Origin of the sequence: Stenotrophomonas indicatrix, assembly GCF_050573115.1 — a bacterium.
Lineage (GTDB): Bacteria > Pseudomonadota > Gammaproteobacteria > Xanthomonadales > Xanthomonadaceae > Stenotrophomonas > Stenotrophomonas lactitubi_A.
The window spans coordinates 154,478-172,272 of the sequence record NZ_JBNYZT010000003.1 but is presented as its reverse complement, the minus strand read 5'-3'; the positions used below and the strand labels follow the sequence as shown (position 1 = coordinate 172,272).

At 65.7% G+C, this 17,795-nt stretch carries 16 protein-coding genes; 11 read left to right on the top strand and 5 right to left on the bottom strand.

Annotated elements, in window-relative coordinates:
- Positions 1-55 precede the first annotated feature (55 nt).
- From ACQ5SA_RS09625 to thiL, 5 genes are all read left to right on the top strand, one after another.
- Complete coding sequence (locus tag ACQ5SA_RS09625) at positions 56-682, top strand: riboflavin synthase (protein WP_499314094.1); 627 nt, start codon at positions 56-58, stop codon at positions 680-682.
- Complete coding sequence (gene ribB / locus ACQ5SA_RS09620) at positions 679-1,779, top strand: 3,4-dihydroxy-2-butanone-4-phosphate synthase (protein WP_499314093.1); 1,101 nt, start codon at positions 679-681, stop codon at positions 1,777-1,779. The genes ACQ5SA_RS09625 and ribB overlap by 4 nt, the downstream gene beginning before the upstream one ends.
- Positions 1,780-1,938: 159 nt before the next feature.
- Complete coding sequence (gene ribH, locus ACQ5SA_RS09615) at positions 1,939-2,406, top strand: 6,7-dimethyl-8-ribityllumazine synthase (RefSeq protein WP_089238735.1); 468 nt, start codon at positions 1,939-1,941, stop codon at positions 2,404-2,406.
- A complete protein-coding gene (nusB, locus tag ACQ5SA_RS09610) occupies positions 2,403-2,882 on the top strand; it encodes a transcription antitermination factor NusB (RefSeq protein ID WP_025876637.1) in 480 nt (159 codons plus the stop codon). Before ribH ends, nusB begins: the two co-directional genes overlap by 4 nt.
- Before the next feature lie 120 nt (positions 2,883-3,002).
- On the top strand, positions 3,003-3,965 hold the full coding sequence (gene thiL, locus ACQ5SA_RS09605; RefSeq protein ID WP_230110874.1) for a thiamine-phosphate kinase: 963 nt from the start codon (positions 3,003-3,005) through the stop codon (positions 3,963-3,965).
- Between the two features lie 121 nt (positions 3,966-4,086).
- Here thiL and ACQ5SA_RS09600 read toward each other — a convergent pair whose 3' ends face one another.
- The 3 genes from ACQ5SA_RS09600 to ACQ5SA_RS09590 all read right to left on the bottom strand — a co-directional run bounded on the left by ACQ5SA_RS09600 (position 4,087) and on the right by ACQ5SA_RS09590 (position 6,215).
- Positions 4,087-4,497: a hypothetical protein gene (locus ACQ5SA_RS09600; RefSeq protein WP_499314092.1), complete on the bottom strand. Its 411-nt coding sequence runs from the start codon at positions 4,495-4,497 to the stop codon at positions 4,087-4,089.
- A 422-nt stretch (positions 4,498-4,919) separates the two neighbouring features.
- Positions 4,920-5,642, bottom strand: a complete 723-nt coding sequence (locus tag ACQ5SA_RS09595) for a fimbrial biogenesis chaperone (RefSeq protein WP_230110872.1) — start codon at positions 5,640-5,642, stop codon at positions 4,920-4,922.
- Between the two features lie 57 nt (positions 5,643-5,699).
- Entirely contained in the window at positions 5,700-6,215 is a 516-nt protein-coding gene (locus tag ACQ5SA_RS09590) for a fimbrial protein (RefSeq protein ID WP_499314091.1), read from the bottom strand.
- Between the two features lie 412 nt (positions 6,216-6,627).
- Between ACQ5SA_RS09590 and ACQ5SA_RS09585 the strand changes: the two genes are divergently transcribed.
- From ACQ5SA_RS09585 to ACQ5SA_RS09560, 6 genes are all read left to right on the top strand, one after another.
- A complete protein-coding gene (locus tag ACQ5SA_RS09585) occupies positions 6,628-9,168 on the top strand; it encodes a fimbria/pilus outer membrane usher protein (protein WP_499314090.1) in 2,541 nt (846 codons plus the stop codon).
- A 34-nt stretch (positions 9,169-9,202) separates the two neighbouring features.
- Complete coding sequence (locus ACQ5SA_RS09580; protein ID WP_499314089.1) at positions 9,203-9,712, top strand: fimbrial protein; 510 nt, start codon at positions 9,203-9,205, stop codon at positions 9,710-9,712.
- Between the two features lie 31 nt (positions 9,713-9,743).
- Positions 9,744-10,724, top strand: a complete 981-nt coding sequence (locus ACQ5SA_RS09575) for a fimbrial protein (RefSeq protein WP_499314088.1) — start codon at positions 9,744-9,746, stop codon at positions 10,722-10,724.
- Between the two features lie 143 nt (positions 10,725-10,867).
- Positions 10,868-11,545: a hypothetical protein gene (locus tag ACQ5SA_RS09570; RefSeq protein WP_353101575.1), complete on the top strand. Its 678-nt coding sequence runs from the start codon at positions 10,868-10,870 to the stop codon at positions 11,543-11,545.
- A gap of 104 nt (positions 11,546-11,649) precedes the next feature.
- Complete coding sequence (locus ACQ5SA_RS09565; protein ID WP_499314087.1) at positions 11,650-12,621, top strand: fimbrial protein; 972 nt, start codon at positions 11,650-11,652, stop codon at positions 12,619-12,621.
- A 107-nt stretch (positions 12,622-12,728) separates the two neighbouring features.
- Positions 12,729-15,662, top strand: coding sequence for an autotransporter family protein (locus ACQ5SA_RS09560; protein ID WP_499314086.1), 2,934 nt, complete (start codon positions 12,729-12,731; stop codon positions 15,660-15,662).
- A 91-nt stretch (positions 15,663-15,753) separates the two neighbouring features.
- Here the strand turns inward: ACQ5SA_RS09560 and ACQ5SA_RS09555 are convergent, their stop codons facing one another.
- Positions 15,754-17,139: an FAD-binding oxidoreductase gene (locus tag ACQ5SA_RS09555; RefSeq protein WP_499314085.1), complete on the bottom strand. Its 1,386-nt coding sequence runs from the start codon at positions 17,137-17,139 to the stop codon at positions 15,754-15,756.
- Entirely contained in the window at positions 17,136-17,792 is a 657-nt protein-coding gene (locus tag ACQ5SA_RS09550) for a metal-dependent hydrolase (RefSeq protein ID WP_499314084.1), read from the bottom strand. The genes ACQ5SA_RS09555 and ACQ5SA_RS09550 overlap by 4 nt, the downstream gene beginning before the upstream one ends.
- Positions 17,793-17,795 lie beyond the last annotated feature (3 nt).

Sequence of the window (17,795 nt, the reverse complement as noted above, 5' to 3'; positions counted from 1 at the left end):
CGCCCGCCTGTTTGCCTTGCGGCGTTTTTCGCTCACTTTTCGCGGAGAACGTTACTTGTTTACTGGAATCATCGAAGGCGTCGGCCGTCTGGCCGCTCGCGAATCCATCGGCGGCGATGTCCGCTTCACTTTCAATGTCGGGAACCTGCCGTTCGACAACGTGCAGATGGGCGAGAGCATCGCCATCAACGGCGTCTGCCTCACCGTCATCGCGTTCGACGCCGGCAGCTTCCAGGCCGATGCGTCCACCGAGACCCTGGGCCTGACCACGCTGGGCCAGCTGGCCGAAGGCGCAGTCATCAACCTCGAACGTGCCATGCGCCCGACCGACCGCCTTGGCGGCCATCTGGTCAGCGGCCACGTCGACGGCCTCGGCCAGGTGCTGTCCATCCACGAAGATGCCCGTGCCCAGCGTTGGCGTTTCGCCGCGCCGGCCGCACTGCGCCGCTACATCGCCAAGAAGGGCTCGATCTGCGTGGACGGCGTCAGCCTCACCGTCAACGAAGTGGACGACGAAGGCTTTGAAGTCGCGCTGATCCCGCACACCGTGGCCAATACCGCGTTCTCGGCCACCGGCGTGGGCAGCGCGGTCAATCTTGAAATCGACCTGGTCGCTCGTTATGTCGAGCGGCTGATCAGTGTGCCGACCAACGGTCAGCACGCACAGGGAGATGCACCATGAACTTCGCCCCCATCCCCGACATCCTGGAAGACATCCGCCTCGGCCGCATGGTCGTCATCGTCGATGACGAAGACCGCGAGAACGAAGGCGACCTGATCATGGCGGCCGAGCTGGTCAAGGCCAGCGACATCAACTTCATGGTTACCCATGGCCGCGGCCTGGTGTGCCTGCCGTTGACCCGTACCCGTGCTGCCGACCTCGGCCTGGCGCCGATGGTGCAGGCCAATACCGCGCAGTTCCAGACCAACTTCACCGTCAGCATCGAAGCGGCGGAAGGCGTCACCACCGGCATTTCCGCCCACGACCGCGCGCACACCATCCGCACTGCGGTGAAGCCCAACGCCAAGCCGGCCGACCTGCACCAGCCGGGCCACATCTTCCCGCTGATCGCCCAGCCCGGTGGCGTGCTGACCCGCGCCGGCCACACCGAAGCCGGCGTCGACCTGGCCATGCTGGCCGGGCTGGAACCGGCCGGCGTGCTGGTGGAGATCCTCAACCCGGACGGCAGCATGGCGCGCCGCCCGGAGCTGGAAGTGTTCGCCCGCGAGCACGGCCTGAAGATGGGTTCCATCGCCGATCTGATCGCCTACCGCCTGGCCACCGAAAAGACCGTCGAGCGCGTCGATGAGCGCGAGATCGAGACCGAATTCGGTCCGTTCAAGCTGGTCACCTACCGCGACCGCATCGCCCACGACCTGCATTTCGCCCTGGTCCGTGGCACCCCGGATGCCGACACCCCGACTCTGGTGCGTGTGCAGGTGGAAAACCCGCTGGCCGATCTGCTGCACTGGCGCCGTGATGACTTCGGCGTGGCAGCGACTGATGCCCTGCGTGCCATCGATGCCGAAGGAAGTGGCGTGATGGTGGTGCTGTCGGCCCCGCGCGACAGCGAAGGTCTGCTGGCCCGCCTGCGCCAGCAGCCGGCGCCGGTGGTCCCGGGCAAAGACAAGGACGTGAGCCAGTGGCGCCGCAACGGTGCAGGCGCGCAGATCCTGTCCGACCTGGGCCTGGGCAAGCTGCGCGTGCTGGGCACCCCGCGCCGCCAGATCGGCCTGGCCGGGTACGGCCTGGAAGTGGTGGAGACGGTCACCCCGTAACCCGCTTGGTGTGCCGACCAACGGTCGGCACCCACAAAGGGGCGACCCACTGCAGCTGGTGGGTACCGACCGTTGGTCGGCACGCCCCCTGGCCCCCGCCAACCACGGCCGGGGCCCATCCACGGTAGAATTACCCCTTAATCGAATCCCAAGCCGCATATGAGCCACTACGAAGGCGATCTTCGCACTCCCGAATCGGCGCGCTTCGCCATCCTGGCCAGCCGCTGGAACGCCCGCATCACCGATGTGCTGGTTGCTGGCGCCCGCCAGAGCCTGGCCGGCAACGGCATTGCCGAAGCCAGCATCGACGTGATCCGCGTGCCGGGTGCCTGGGAACTGCCCTTGGTTGCCGCGCGCCTGGCCGCCGCCCACGAACACGCCGCCATCCTCACCCTGGGCTGCGTGATCCGTGGCGACACCCGCCACTACGAACACGTGGCCGACCGCTGTGCCGAAGGCCTGATGCGCGTGCAGCTGGACTTCGGCGTGCCGGTGCTGAACGGCGTGCTGGCCGTGGAACGTGTGGAAGATGCCGAGGCCCGCGCAGGCGGCAGCCACGGCAACAAGGGCGAGGAAGTCGCACTCGCCGCATTGGAAATGGTCAACCTTCTGGAGCAGCTGCCATGAACAAGAACACCCAGGGCAAGCCCTCCGGTAAACCCGTGCGCCGCGATGGCATCGATCCGGTGCTGCGCTCGCGCGCGCGCCGTCGTGCCGTGCAGGCCATCTACGCCTGGCAGATCTCCGGCGGCAACGGCCAGTCGCTGATCGCCCAGTTCGCCCACGAGCAGGCACGCGAAATCGCCGACCTGGCGTACTTCGAAGCACTGGTGCATGGCGTGCTCGACAACCGTCGCGACATCGACGAAGCTTTCGGCCCGTACCTGGACCGTGGCATCGACGAAGTGGACGCAATCGAACGCGCCGTGCTGCGCCTGGCCGGTTACGAACTACGTTACCGCCTGGACGTGCCGTACCGCGTGGTCATCAACGAAGCCATCGAATCGGCCAAGCGCTTCGGTTCCGAACATGGCCACACCTACGTCAACGGCGTGCTGGATCGTGCCGCCGTGGAATGGCGCAAGGTCGAATCGGGTCACTGACCCACCTGTGGTAATGCCGGCCGCTGGCCGGCAACTGCAGGGATTCTGAGGTTGCCGGCCAGCGGCCGGCACTACCGCCCACCGCGCACGGCGCGGCACGTACAAACGCGGGAGCGCCCCATGTCCCTGGCCGAATTCGCCCTCATCGACCGCATCCGCGCCCGCACCGTCGAGCGCGACGACATCGTGCTCGGCATCGGCGATGACGCTGCACTGCTGCAGCCGCGCCCGAACGAGCAACTGGTGGTCACCGCCGACACGCTCAACAGCGGCGTGCATTTCCCGGCCGAGACCCCGGCGTTCGATATCGGCTGGAAGACCCTGGCCGTCAACCTGTCCGATCTCGCTGCGATGGGCGCGCGCCCGGCCTGGTGCACGCTGGCGCTATCGTTGCCCGAGGCCAGCGAAGACTGGATCGATGCCTTCGCCGATGGTTTCTTCGCACTGGCCGACCAGCACGACATCGCCCTGATTGGTGGTGACACCACGCGTGGCCCGCTGTCGCTGTCGGTGACCGCGATGGGCCAGGTATCTCGCGGCCAGGCCCTGCGTCGTGATCGCGCACAGATTGGCGATGACATCTGGGTCAGCGGCACCCTCGGCGATGCTGCCGGTGCACTGCGCCTGTGGCAGCAGGGCGCATTGAACGTCACCGCCGCCACCCTGTTGGCCGACTACGAAACCCTGCGGCTGCGCCTGCTGCGTCCCACCCCGCGTGTGACCCTCGGCCTGCGTCTGCGTGCATTCGCGCATGCCGCCGTGGATATCTCCGATGGCCTGCTGGCCGACCTGGGCCACATCGCCGCACGCAGCGGTGTGCGCGCCGAAGTCGACGCCGATGCATTACCGATGTCGTCGGCACTGCGCGAACTGCTGGGTCGTGATGGGGCCCGTGACTGCGCGCTGCACGGCGGCGACGACTACGAACTGTGCTTCACCGCCGCTGCCGACCAGCGCGACGCGCTGCACTACGTGGCCGAATCGCTGGACGTGCCGATCACCCGCATCGGCCGCATCATGGAAGGGCAGGGCGTGCATACCGAAGGCCACGACGGCCCGAGCGGTTACGAGCACTTCACCTGAAGCACGGCGGGGTCGGATCCCTTTGCAACGCAAAGGGCTCTGACCCCAACCTGACGCTATCGCGGTGCTGTGGTAGGTGCCAACCAAGGTTGGCATCTACCAGAAGCGGTGCAGCTTTCGCTCAAGCTGCGTGCACTTGCAAACTGACATATTCGGCCAGCCCACGGCAGGCCAGTATCAATCCCTCGCGCACGTCATCGCCCACCTGCTGCCCCTCATCGCCGTCCACGCGTACACGCTCGATGGCATGCAGTAGTTCCAGCAGCAGTGTCAGCCCGGCATTGGCACGGTCGAGGCGGGCCATCGCGATGCCGTGGCCCTGATTGCGGGTTTTCCAGGGCCAAGGTCGCCCGTCGGCGGCCTCCACGTGGCGAATGCGCTGCAGGCAGCTGAGCAGGGTGATGCCTTCGTCGGCGTGGGCGCGCATCGTGCTGCCCAACGTGGTTTCCAGTGCTTTGGCCAGGTCATCCGGCAGGCGTTCGACGGCGTCGCCCAGTGTGGCGAACAGATAGGGATAGAGCGAAGAAGTCATGGCGGCATCCTTGTGCATGTAGCAAGGGGCCACTGTCGCGCGGGTGCGAGGGTGGCAGGCGGTGCGTGGTTGCAATACCGGAGGTTGATGTAGAAGCGCCGGCGGGCACGAGGCCCCCACGCACCGCCCGCCATAAACGCGCGGACGGATTGCCTGCCGACGCCACCCGAGGGATGGGCGACGCCGACAGGCAAGCGTAAACAACACATCAACCTAACGGGATTGCAAGCCCGTGCCACCCGTTGTCGGTGGCGCGCCATGATGTGCACGCAAGTGCTGCTGTACCAATCAGAAAAGTTTCAATTTCGAAAACGTTGCAGATGCGTGTCGCATGCGCTGCGCTAAACCAAGCGCACATGCGCGTGCCAGTTGCGACATTTCCTGCATGGCAGATGTCGAGCCGAACGCATGCCCGGCTGCGTTCAACGCGCGACTGCGGCCTCGGCATCGCGCGGGGTGCCGTAATCGTCCAGCCACTGGAACGTCAGCGACGACGGCATCGCTGCACCGCTCGGCAGCGGCAGCCGCACCTCGGCCCCCGGCGCGATCATGTCCGCCTCCACCTTGCGGCCGTCGGGCAGCGTCAACGTACTGATGGTCACGTGGTAGGCGCTGGGATTGTTCACCTGCAGAGCACCGCCCTGTGCTCGCCACTGCAGCTGGCCTGCGGCATCGCGGGCATTGCCGGGCAGGCCCGCCGGGCGATGGAACAGCTTCACCCGGGTGCGCACGGCGAACTGCAGCAGGTTCTTGCCGGCGGCATCGGCGGGCTTGGGGGGAATATCCAGCAGATTGAAATAGAACACCGATTCGCGATCGGTGGGCAGCGGCGCTTCCGATGGCCGTGGCGCATAGGTCACGCGGTACGCCTGGCCCTGGTGCGCCTGCAGCAGGCGCGGGTCGGCCGGGGTCAACCGGAAGGGGGTGCGCACATTTTCCGGCCGCGCATGGCTGTCGCCGTCGTCAATCCAGACCTGCACCATGGCCGCCTGATCGCCACCGTTGGTGGCGCGCACGGTTACGTCGCGGCCCTGCGCGGCGTCATGCACGATGCGCGTGCCCTGCAGCGTCACCGCTGCCGATGCAGGCAGCGCCAATGCGCCAGCCAGCAGCGCGGTCATCCACGTCATTGCACGAATCTTCATCGTCATTCCTCATCGGGTGGGAAGTGCCGGCCCGCTGACGGGCCGGCACAGCAGTGCTCAGTCGTACAGCACGACGAAATCGCCAGTGGCGTTGGCGGAACCGGCGGTGGCGTTGCGACCCGGCGACGAGTACCAGGCGCTGTAGTCCAGCTGGCCCGTGCCGGCGGCCGGAATGTCGACCCACTGCAGCGGGTCTTCGCCGAGCTTCTGCTGGTTGCCACCGGCGTCATACAACGCGACGCCCACTTTGGTGGCCGAAGAGGCGGCATCCAGGGCCAGGTTGCCGGTGCTGCCATCAGGGGTGCCGCCGAAGCGCACGCCCACCTTCTGGGCTGCGCCGGAACCGGTGCAGTCGAGCAGGATGCTGAAGTTCTTCATGCCGGCGCGATCAGCGGCATTGACCGAGGCCACGTCCACCTTGCCCATCGGCACGGTGACGGTGCCGCCGGTGGCATCGACAGAGCAGGTGCTGGTCATCAGCTCGCCGGTGATCTCCAGCGTCTCGGCAAACGCTGCGGGGGACAGGGCCAGCGCGAGCGCGCCGGCAGCGATCAGGTTGAATCGGTTCGACATTGCAATGTCCTCGGTTGGGGAAACAGGGGATCCGCACCGGACGAGCCGGCGGATGCGCACAGTGTTCCCGGCCACGCCCGCCGGGGACATGCAATTAGTTGCAAGGTGCTTGTGTGATGTGCGGGTTCGTGCTTGCGGTAAAGCGGGCGGTCAGGAAACGACATATCGCCCTGCGACAGCCTGTCGCAGGCAATCGGTGCGACAACCGCAACACATTCGATTGACTGTCTTTGCGCCGTGGAAACAAGCCTGAATTGCCCTGAAACAGTCAGTGCATGGAAAGTCGCGTCTTTCCGTGCTTCGCTGTCGCTTTGCAACAAATTGCATGGGAAGGCGGAGGGGGGCTGTCTACGCTTCGGCCCACTTCGACTACGAGCGATGTCGGCTTCGGCCTCATCGAATGACGTTTTCCATGCAGAAGCGCCCTCTCCATCACCGCATACAGCGTCCTCTCATCAGCCGCCCGCTGGGAGCGGCCATCGCCCTTGCCATGGCGATCACGCTCAGCAGCTATGCCCGTGCCGAGGCCGGCGAGCCACTCCAGTTCAGCGAAGGCTTCCTGATCGGCGGAAAGTCCATCGACATGCAGCGCTATGCACAGGGCAACCCGATGGAGCCGGGCGTCTATCCACTGGACGTGGTGGTGAATGGCCAGTTCCTGGAGAATCGCGACATCCGCTTTGTCGAGGCACCCGCACCGGTGGGCGCCACGCCATGCCTGCCCGTGGCCCTGTTGCGTCGATTGAATCTGAAAGACAGCTACCTGGCTGATCTGGAGCAGGACGACGATGCCTGCATTGCATTGGCCGCGCTGGTGGAAGGCGCAACGGTGGAGTACGACGCGGGCAACCTGCAGTTGCTGGTGAACGTGCCGCAGGCCGCGCAGGCGCGCAATGCGCGCGGCTACGTGGCACCGGACCAGCGCGACCATGGCGTCACCGCGGCGTTCTTCGACTACAACATCAACCACAACCGTGCGCAGGGCCAGAACGCCACGTACCTGGGCTTGAACACGGGCGTGAACCTCGGCGCCTGGCGCCTGCGCCATCGTTCCTCCTTCAGCCAGAGCAGCTACGGCTCGCGCCACGACGTCATCAGCAGCTACCTGCAGCGCGACCTGCCGGCGTGGAACAGCCAGCTGCTGCTGGGGCAAGGCAACACGGGCGGCGAGCTGTTCGAGTCGCTCTCGTTCACCGGCGTGCGCGTGGCCAGCGATGAACGCATGCTGCCTGATTCGCTGCGCGGCTTCGCGCCGGTGGTGCAGGGCATCGCCGAAGGCAACGCGATGGTGACCATCCGCCAGAACGGCAACATCATCCATGAAGTCAGCGTGGCCCCCGGCCCGTTCTCCATTGAAGACCTGTACCCGACCAACTTCGGCGGCGACCTCGATGTCACCGTCACCGAAGCCGACGGTCGCCAGCAGACGTTCACGGTCAACTTCTCCGCCGTGCCGCAGGCCCTGCGACCGGGGGCCAGCCGCTTCAGTGCCACGGCCGGTGAACTGCGCGATGCCCGTGGCGTGCGCGAATCGCTGCGCTTTGCCGAAGGTACCTATGCGCGTGGCATCAACAACCACTTCACCGCCCTGGGCGGCATGCAGGTGGCAGAGGATTTCCAGTCCGCACTGTTCGGTGGGGCCATCAACACGCCGCTGGGCGCGTTCGGTGCCGACGTCACCCATTCGCGCGCGCGCCTGGCCAATGGCGAGCAGATCACCGGCAACAGCTTCCGGCTGAACTACCAGCGATACGTTGCGGCCACCGGCACCAACTTCGGCCTGGCCGCGCACCGCTACAGCACCCGTGGCTACCTCTCGCTCAACGACTTCGCGCAGGCGCGTTCGGACGATTGGGGCTACAGCAGCCGCGCCCGCCAGCGCTTCCAGGTGAGTTTCTCCCAGCGCATGGGCGAGCGCAGCACGCTGTCGCTCAGTGGTGGCCACGTCCGCTACTGGGATGGCGCTGCAACGCAGAACGACCTGCAGCTGCGCTTCCAGAGCACGCTCGGCCGAGCGAATTACAGCCTCTCGGCAATGCGCTACCGGCAGGGCGATGGCCGCCAGGACACCCGCTACTCGGCCACCTTCAGCATTCCGCTGGGCAAGGCGCCCATTGCACCGCGCATGAGCACGCAGCTGGCGCAGTCGGCCCGCGGCGAGCAGGCGCAGCTGGGCGTGAGCGGCACGCTGGGCGCAGACCGGCAGCTGGACTACAACGTATCGGCCAACGCTGCCAGCGAGGGGGCGAGCGGCGCCAGCGCCTACGCCTCCTACCGCGGCGGGCATGGCACGGTCACCGCCGGCTACAGCCGTTCGGGTGACTACAACGCCTTCAACGCCAGTGCGGCCGGCAGTGTGGTACTGCATCGCGATGGCATCAACTTCGGTGCGCCGGTGGGCGATGGCTTCGCCCTGATCCAAGCCGACGGTGCGCAGGGCGCGCGCATCGGCTATGGCAGCGATGTGCGCATCGGTCGCAACGGCTACGCGCTGCTGCCGCATGTCAGCCCCTACCGCTGGAACCAGATCGAGCTGGATCCGTCCGGCCTGTCGATGGACGTGGAGCTGCTGCAGACCTCGCAGCGGGTGGCACCGACCGCAGGCAGCATCGTGCGCGTCGCCTTCAACGCCACGCGCGAGCGCACGTTGTTCATCGATGCCACCGATGCGCTGGGCCAACCACTGCCGTTTGCCGCGCGCATCGAAGATGAGACCGGCCGCAGCTATGGCGCGGTGGGCCAGGGCGGTGTGATCCAGCTGCGCGGCGCCCCGGAGCAGGGCGGGTTGATCGTCGACCCCGATGGCCCGCAGCGGTGCCGCCTTGAATACACCACGCCCGCCGCACCGGATGCCTACGGGCTGTCCTGGAGCCAGGCGGTGTGCACGCCCTTGCCGCCGCCCAGCCCCGGGTTGCAGGCCGCCTTGACCGCGGTCGATGCCACCTCGCTCTGAATCCTTTCCCTTACGTCACTTGCAGGAGTTTTCCATGAAGCTGTTCAACCGCATCGCCCTCTCTACCGCTCTGCTGGCCGTAGCGCCGGTGGCCCTGGCCGACAGCGCCACCCTCACCATCACCGGGCGCGTGCTGCCGGGCACCTGCACGCTCAATGCCGCGCCGATCGATCTGGACCCGGTGAAGGCCAGTGACCTGACCCCCGGCGCGGATGCACAGGTCAAGGCCGGCGCGCTGGAGTTCACTGGCTGCGTGGGCGTGAACAAGGCTGTGCTGTCCTTCGCCGGCACGCCCGCCGATGGCGATGCCGAGCGCTGGAAGAACACCGCGACCACCGATGAAGCCAGTGGTGTGTCGATCTCGCTGCTGGCCGGCACCACCGGCACCACTTATCTGAAGGACGGCGACACCGGCATCGATGTGCCGGTGACCGGCGCCACCGCGCGCTATGACCTGCGGGCGGCGTATCACGCACCGACCGGTTCTTCGCTGAGTGCCGGTGAAGTTTCCACTGAGATCGTGGTCACTGCTGACTACGAGTGAGGCGGCCAGTCAACGCCCAAGGAGCATGGCAATGAATATTGAATTCAAGCGTAAGCCAATGGCAAAGAGCGCGCGAGCGCGTGCGGCGGCATTGGTAATTGGCCTTTCACTGCTGACAGTGTCCGCAGTGGTCCAAGCATGCACGCACTACAGCAACACTCCAAGAGATCGGGAATTCACCCATGACACTTACCCGCAGGAGCGTGGCCGATGGTTCAGAGGGACAAATGGCGCTACGACGTTTCATAGTTGCACGGCCGACTTCGATCTGAATCTACGTCTGGATGCACCTGGGTTGACCTATGTCGGCACGCTCGACTATCTGGGCATGACGTTCCCGGCTTACGAGTTCGGGCCTGAATCTCCGTTGGTGATCTTCACCTTTGAACAGGTATTCGGCTGGGAACGCGCTCCGCTTGAAGTGGGGCGCGAACAGACCTATCCCATCGAGGTGCAGACGCCGATGAATGCGAACGTCGATTTCCGGCCCGAGTTCTTCTCCAGAGGCGGGCGGATGCGTACGTATACGTTTGACGTGTCCTTGAACTGGACATCGCCTCAGCAGCCGGGAATTGACGGTGTCTATACCAGTTCGTACACCCTGAACTTCCCTGCAGTTACCTGCCCGCTGCGCGATACTGCTGAAGTCCTACAGGATGTGCAGATCGCTGAGCTGTCCACGCCCGGTTTCACCGCCAAGGAAAAACTCGTGTCCATCCGCATGGACTGCGGCGTGGACCCGCCGCGTGCGCGCATGACCCTCAGTGATGCCGGCGATGCGGGCAACACGGGCAGCCAGCTCACACCCACGGCCGATTCGGATGCCGAAGGCGTGCGCGTGCAGCTGCTGCGCAATGGCAGCGAAGTACAGTTCGGCCAGGTCTGGAATTTCGACCCGGGCGTGGGTGGTGTACACGATCACGCTTTCACCGCTCGCTACATCCGCACCGACGAGCCGCTGGTGCCGGGCCTGATCAAGGGAGAGGCGGTGCTCAACGTCGATTACTGGTAAGACCGTGCAGGGGCTCATCTGCGCATGCGATGAGCACGCGGCGATCGCCTACAGGTACTCGCGTGTCCAGGATTCTGCAACCTATTCGATGGCGTGGCACAGCGGTGATGGCGACGATGGGCCATCTTCGCCGAGGCACCAGCATGAAACTTGATCTCATTCGTTCCGCACTTCTATTTCTATCGTGCGGAACCAACGTGTCCCGCGCACCAGACGTGGCAAGCGCCGGTGACAAACAGGTGTTGCGCGGCCCACTCCAGTTGGGGGCGGCGCTCCTTGCCGGTGCGCTGATGGTCTCCGGGACGGCAGCAGCATGCGAGCACTACTCGGCGTATCCCGACGTTGTGCTTGATTCCTTCTATGCATCCGCTCCAACACAACCTCGGATTCTCATGGATCAGGAGCGCGGGCGCTCGGCAATGAGGAAGTGCTCGTTCCCCGGTGGGCCGATTCCTGTCATCGTGCGTCTGGACATCCACGGGCTTACCTATGTGGGGGAACTGCAGTACGAGGGCAGAACGTATGCGTCCTACGCGACCTCGGCTGATTCGGCGCTGCTGGCTTTCGACGTGTACTGGAATATTTTCGACCGCAGGCCGCTGCGCTTGGGTGAGGAGATGGAAATGATGTACGAAACACGCGCCGGCGATGGTCTGCAATACACCATCAACTACACGGCGCTTGTGTTCTCGCGCGGCGGACAGATGCACTCGTCCAGCATCCGTACCGGAGTGGTCTCGCTGCGCTCACCGATGTTCCCAGGCTTGGACAGCAGTGCGTACTACTATCTTGCGCCCCGCTTCAGCGCTGATGCGCGGTAACGCCCATGATGTCCAAGCACATGGGCGCCCGCGCTTCTGCAACCGATTCGATGGTGTGTCGGCGGCAGCGGTGAGGCCGAGATGGCTTCTGCCAGGGAGATGACATGACGCCGTCCCCGGTTGGTTCCGCGCGTCTATGCCTGTTGTTGGCAGCCGCCATGGCCAGTGCACCGGCGCTGGCCTGCACCGCTGTCAATCAAGTGGAGCACGAACTGTGGGGCGACCGTGGCATTGCCCAGGAACCCACGGCCGACGTGCCACTGGATGGGCCACTGTCGGCGCCCACGGTGTCCCGTTTCACCGGATGCTCGACGGGCGACCGCGTACCGGTCCTCATCCGTCCGTCGATGCCAGGACTGACCTACATCCGTGACGTCTTCTGGTCGGGGCAGTGGTACCCGGCCTACGCATTCAGTGCGTCGTCGCCTTTGATTGTGTTTCGCGTACTGCGGCTTCCCATGAACCAACCGGTTCCGCTGCGTATCGACCAGTCCACAGAGACCACGATCGAAACCGGATTCGGCCGAGTCGCCGAGCCAATGCTGGGGGTGGTTCTGTTTTCGCGCGGCGGGGTGATGACGGAGGTGCCAGCCTTCCGCGGCAGTGTGGAATTTTCGTTGAAGAACAATCCTGCGGTTGTACTGCGGTACACGGTGGTGCTGAGGCTCCGCCTGCCACAACTGCCCTGCACGGCGAGCGACGCCGCGCTCGCGCTGGAACCGGCGCAGGCGGTGGATCTGTCCACACCAGGGGCCACCGCAGGTACCCGCCCGCTGGAGGTCGTTGTGAACTGCAGATCGGCGGGTACGCCGCTGAACCTCACCGTGGCGGATGTCCATGGCGACAGCGGCGTGCCCGGGCAACTGGTTCCAACCACCGATTCGGTGGCCCGGGGAGTGCGTCTGCGGCTGCTGAGAGAGGGGGCGCCCGTCCGGTTTGCCAGCCGCTGGCGGCATGGCCTTTCCGCGGCCGGTCAACAGCGTGTTCCCTTTGAGATCCAGTACATCCGCACCGACGCTGCGCTGGTGCCTGGATACCTGCGTGGCGAAGCAACGTTGACACTCGACCATCGTTGAACGGCCGCGTATGCGTCGAAACGTCGCATTCGACATTGCAACTAATTGCATGGTGGGTGCGCAACGCGACATTCACCATGCCGGTCACGACAAACAGAGCCCCCCACATGCGATCCCATCACATTCACTACTCAGCGCTGGCCATATCCCTCGCCGCCGTACTCGCTGCAGGCATTCCCGTCAGTGCACACGCACAGCAGGTCATCGCCGACGGTGATGAACAAACCCCTGCAGCGGGTGATTACAGCGCAACCGGCGTGGGCAATCATGCCTTCCATGCGCTCAACGGCGGCAGCATCGTGCCGCTGGGTGCGGTCAACGTGAGCGCCAGCGGCGGTGGCGCATCCGCCGCCCGTGCCGAAGGAACTGGCAGCCGTATCGAACTGAACGGCTCGACCTTGGTCACCACTGGCTTTGGTGCCACCACGGCGCTGGCGACGACCGGCGGTGAACTGCATCTGACGGCGACCGACGTCATCAACAAAGGCGCTGGCATGGGCGTTGTGGCGCATACCGGCAGCCAGGCCACGCTGCAGGATGTGAACATCCGCATGGAAGGTGTGTCGTCGGTCGGCCTCGCCGGTGGCGGTGACATCACCATGACCGGTGGCTCGATCTCGGCGATGGGGCTGGGTAGCCGCGCGGTGTCGGCCACCGGTGCGAACATGACCCTGGCGGGCGTTGCAATTGAAGGCGAGTCGGGCATCTGGCTGGGCGATGGCAACCTGCTCGACCTTTCAGGAAGCACCGTGAAGTCCAGCGGCATTGCGTTGGACATCAATGGCCGTGGCAATGCAGTCACTGTGGCGGACTCCAGCTTCCACAGCACCGGCAACGGGACCGGAACCGTCAAGATGTTCTCCGACTCGACGCTGGCAATGGCACGCAGTTCCGTCATCAGCGAGGGTGATCGTGCGGTCGGCATCGATGCGCGAACCGGTACGGTGGATCTGGACAGCGTGAGTGTGACTACGTCCGGCGAGAGCAGCCATGGTTTGTATGCCGATTTCACTGGCATCGGCGCCGGCCCGATCATCAGTGCGCGTGCGGCCCAGGTTCACACCTCGGGCGCGGGCGCGATTGGTGCGGTTGCGCGCCAGGGCGGCAGCATCCACCTGCAGGACAGTGTGATCCTCACTGAAGGACGGCAGGCGCACGGCGTACTGACCGGTGGCGGCGGTGGGATGACATTGACCAACACGCACGTCCGCACCGAAGGCGAAGGCGCGTGGGCTGCGGTGATCAACGACAACGGCAGCCTTGGCATCGATGGAAGTGCACTGGAGAGCGTGCAGCATGGTGGTGTGTGGGTGCGCAGCAGCCGTGACGCTGGTTTGACGCTGTCCAACAACGCCTATGTATCGGGTGGCAACGGCATTGCCATCGCGCTGGATGCTGCTGTCGCCGGGCGTTTCGACGCGGTGCTGCAGGGGCATTCGCAGATGGTGGGCGACATCGTCATCACGCCCGAGGACGAGGACGCCGGCCTGGTGCCGCGGTCCGATGTGCACGTGCGCCTGGCTGACGGATCGCTGTGGCAGGGGTCTTCCGACCTGGTGCAGACGATGGCGATTGAAAGCGGCAGCCAGTGGACGCTGACCAGCGACGCCACGGTGGGTGAACTGCAGGTGCTCAACAGTGGCGTGGCGTTGTCCGACGGCAGTGGTCGATTCAACACGCTCACCGTGGACGGTGATCTGCACAGCGAAGGTGCGACGTTCCTGTTCCAGGGGGCCTTGGGCGGTGACGACAGCGCCTTTGATCGCCTGCATGTGCGTGGCGATACCTCGGGTGATGCCAGTATTGCGGTGAGGAACATCGGGGGTGCCGGCGCGCAGACGACCGACGGCATCCAGCTGATCGAGGTGGACGGCGCTTCGCAGGCGACCTATGCGCTGGCCGGACGTGCGGTGGGCGGTTCCTACGAGTACTTCCTGTTCCAGGGCGGTCTTGCCGATCCTTCCGACGGCAACTGGTACCTGCGCTCGCAGTGGTTCGATGTCTGCAAGGACGATCCGGGTGCGCCGGGCTGCGCGGTCGATCCTGGCCCGGGTCCGGGGCCTGACCCGGGTGAGGGCGGCGAAGAAGGCGAAGGTGGCGACACCCCGGTGAATCCGCCGCCGGTGCTGCGCCCGGAGGCAGGTGCCTACCTGGCCAATCAGTCGGCCGCCATCAACATGTTTGCCCATCGCCTGAACGACCGTATTGGCGCGGTGTCGCTACAGGACGGTCCCACGGCATGGGCGCGCGTGGGCCGCCAACAGGCGGATTTCAGCGCGGTCGGCGGTCAGCTGTCGGTGGATGGCAATACGTCGGTACTGCAGATTGGCAGCGACGTGCTGCGTCGGGGCAACGCCGCCTTCGGGGTGATGCTGGGCAGCGGTCGTGCCGACAGCAGTGTGGTGTCCGAGCTGACCGGCTACAGCGCCAAGGGTCGCGTGCGCGGTAACGCGGCAGGGGTGTACGGCACCTGGATGCAGGATGCCGATGGCACGCAGGGTGCCTACATCGATGCAAACCTGCAGTACGGCCGTTTCGACAACCGGGTGCAGGGCATCGGCCTGGAGCCGGAGCACTATGATTCGCGCGTGGCCAGTGCGTCGCTGGAGACCGGCTACACCTTCAATGTGTGGCAGGGCGCCGCCAGTGCGCTGTATGTGCAGCCGCAGATGCAGCTGACGTATGCAGACTACCGCGCGGATCGTCACGTGGAGACCAATGGCACGGTTATCGACCATGCCGAGGTCGGTGGTCTGAGCGGGCGTTTGGGCGCGCGCGTGTTCGGCCATGGCACCGCAGCCGGCAACATCGTGCAGCCGTATCTGGGCGTCAACTGGTTGCGTGGCAGCGGTACCAGCACGCTGCAGTTCAACGGTGAGACGCTGGGCGCGGAGGTGCCGCGCAACCGCTATGAAGTACAGGCTGGTGCCGAGTTGAAGCTGGGCCAGCGCTGGGGCGCATGGGGTGGCATGACCGTGCAGCGCGGCGACCACGGCTACCGCAACGTGGGTGGCCAGTTGGGCCTGCGCATGGCCTGGTAAGCAGTGTGGGTGGGGTCGGATCCGCTGGGATCCGACCCCTGCAGAGCGCCGATCGATTCTGCGAACGACACAACGTTGTAGAACCAGCGGTCTACACCGGCGGCAGCACCTTGCCCGGGTTGAGGATGCCATCCGGATCCAGCGCGGCCTTGATCGCGCGCATCGCCGCCAGTGTTTCCGGGGTGAACGCCTTGGCCATGAAGTCGCGCTTGGCCAGGCCGATGCCATGCTCGCCCGACAGCGTGCCACCCAACGCCAGCGTCAGTTCGAAGATCTTCGGCAGCGCCGCGTGCGCGCGTACGTTCTCGTCGGCGTCGTCGGGGTGGTAGAGGATGTTGACGTGCAGGTTGCCGTTGCCGGCATGACCGAAGGTGACGATGGTCAGCGTGTAGTCGTGGGCCAGGGCCTGCACGCCGGCCACCAGCTCCGGAATGCGCGACACCGGCACCACCACATCCTCATTGATCTTGCCCGGCGCGACGCTGCGCAGCGCGGGTGACAGCGCTTTGCGCGCCGCCCACAGCTGGTCGCGCGCGCGGCCTTCCATCGCTACATCCAGTTCGATCATGCCGTCGTCTTCGGCGGCGTTGGCCAGTGCCTGCAGTAGGTAGGGCAGGGTGTCGTGGTCACCATCGGCCTCGACCAGCAGCATCGCGCCAGCGTCGGGTACGTCGGCACCGTTGAGGCGCAACAGCTCCAGGCTGCGTGCGTCCATGAATTCCAAGCGCGTGGGAACGACCGGCTGCGACATCAGCCGCGACACGGCAGCGGCGGCCGCGTCGGCATCGCGGTACAGCACACGCAGCCCGGCCTGGCTGACCGGCAGCGGGGTCAGCTTCAGCGTGGCTTCCACGATCAGCGCCAGCGTGCCTTCACTGCCGACCAGCAGGTGGGTCAGGTCGTAACCCGTGGCGTCCTTGGTGTAGGCACCGCCGCAACGGATCACCTCGCCGGTGCCGGTCACTGCGACAAGACCCAGCACGTTGTCGCGGCTGGTGCCGTACTTCACCGCGCGCGGGCCACCGGCGTTGCAGGCCAGGTTGCCGCCGATGCTGCAGATCTCGGCGCTGGAAGGATCCGGTGCCCAGAACAGGCCGTGCGGTGCCAGTGCCTGCTGCAGCGTTCCGTTGAGCACACCCGGCTGCACCACCGCGCAGCGGTCACCGGCGCGGATCTCGAGGATGCGGTCCATGCGGGTGAACGACAGCACGATGCTGCCGGGCAACGGCACCGCAGCGCCGGTGGTGCCGGTACCCGCGCCGCGCGCGACCAGGGCCACGCCATGCACGCGACAGGCACGCACCAGCGCCTGCACCTGTTCGATATCTGCCGGCAGTGCCACCGCAGCCGGTCGCTGGCGACGCCAGGAATTGTCCTGTGCGTTGGCCTCCAGTGCGCCGTCATCCATGCGCCAGCCTTCCGCGCCCAGCAGGGCGGACAGTTCGGCAACCAGTGCAGCGGGTAGTGCGGTACTCATGACGGATCTCGTGGGGCAGCAGGAGCGGGTTGAATCAGTTTCCAGGCAACAACGGCGCCGGCCAGAGGCAGCCACACCCAGCGCAGTTCGGAGAGCAGTGTGGCCAGGCCGCGCGCGCTGAAGAACTGCGGGGCAAACGGTGAAACGCGGATCGGCCGCCACGGCGCGAAGAAGCGGTGTTCGCTCCAGGGCCAGGCCAGGGCAACGCCGAGGCCGCCGGAGGTCAGTGCGTCGAGCAATGGATGGCTGGCGGCGCACACGAAGACGAACGTCGCCGCTTGAACGGTAGATGCCAACCTTGGTTGGCACAAACCCGCCGACCAAGGTCGGCCTCTACCAGAGCGTGCATTTGCCTCTCCGGTAGGTGCCAACCTTGGTTGGCACAAAGGCGCCGACCAAGGTCGGCGGCTACCAAAGAACGCCAACAGCGCTGCCAACACGGCGAGCACCAGGGCAAACAGCAACGAATGGCTGGCACCGCGATGTCCGAACGCATCGGCATAGGGAATGTGCAGTGCAAAGGCCAGTACATCGGCATCGGGCAGCATTGCCGCGACCACACCGGCCGCCAGCAGTCGCGGCGGGATGCGGCCACGATCAGCGGCGCACCACAGCGCCAGCGGCACGGCTGCGTGGGTGATGATCGAAGGCATCAG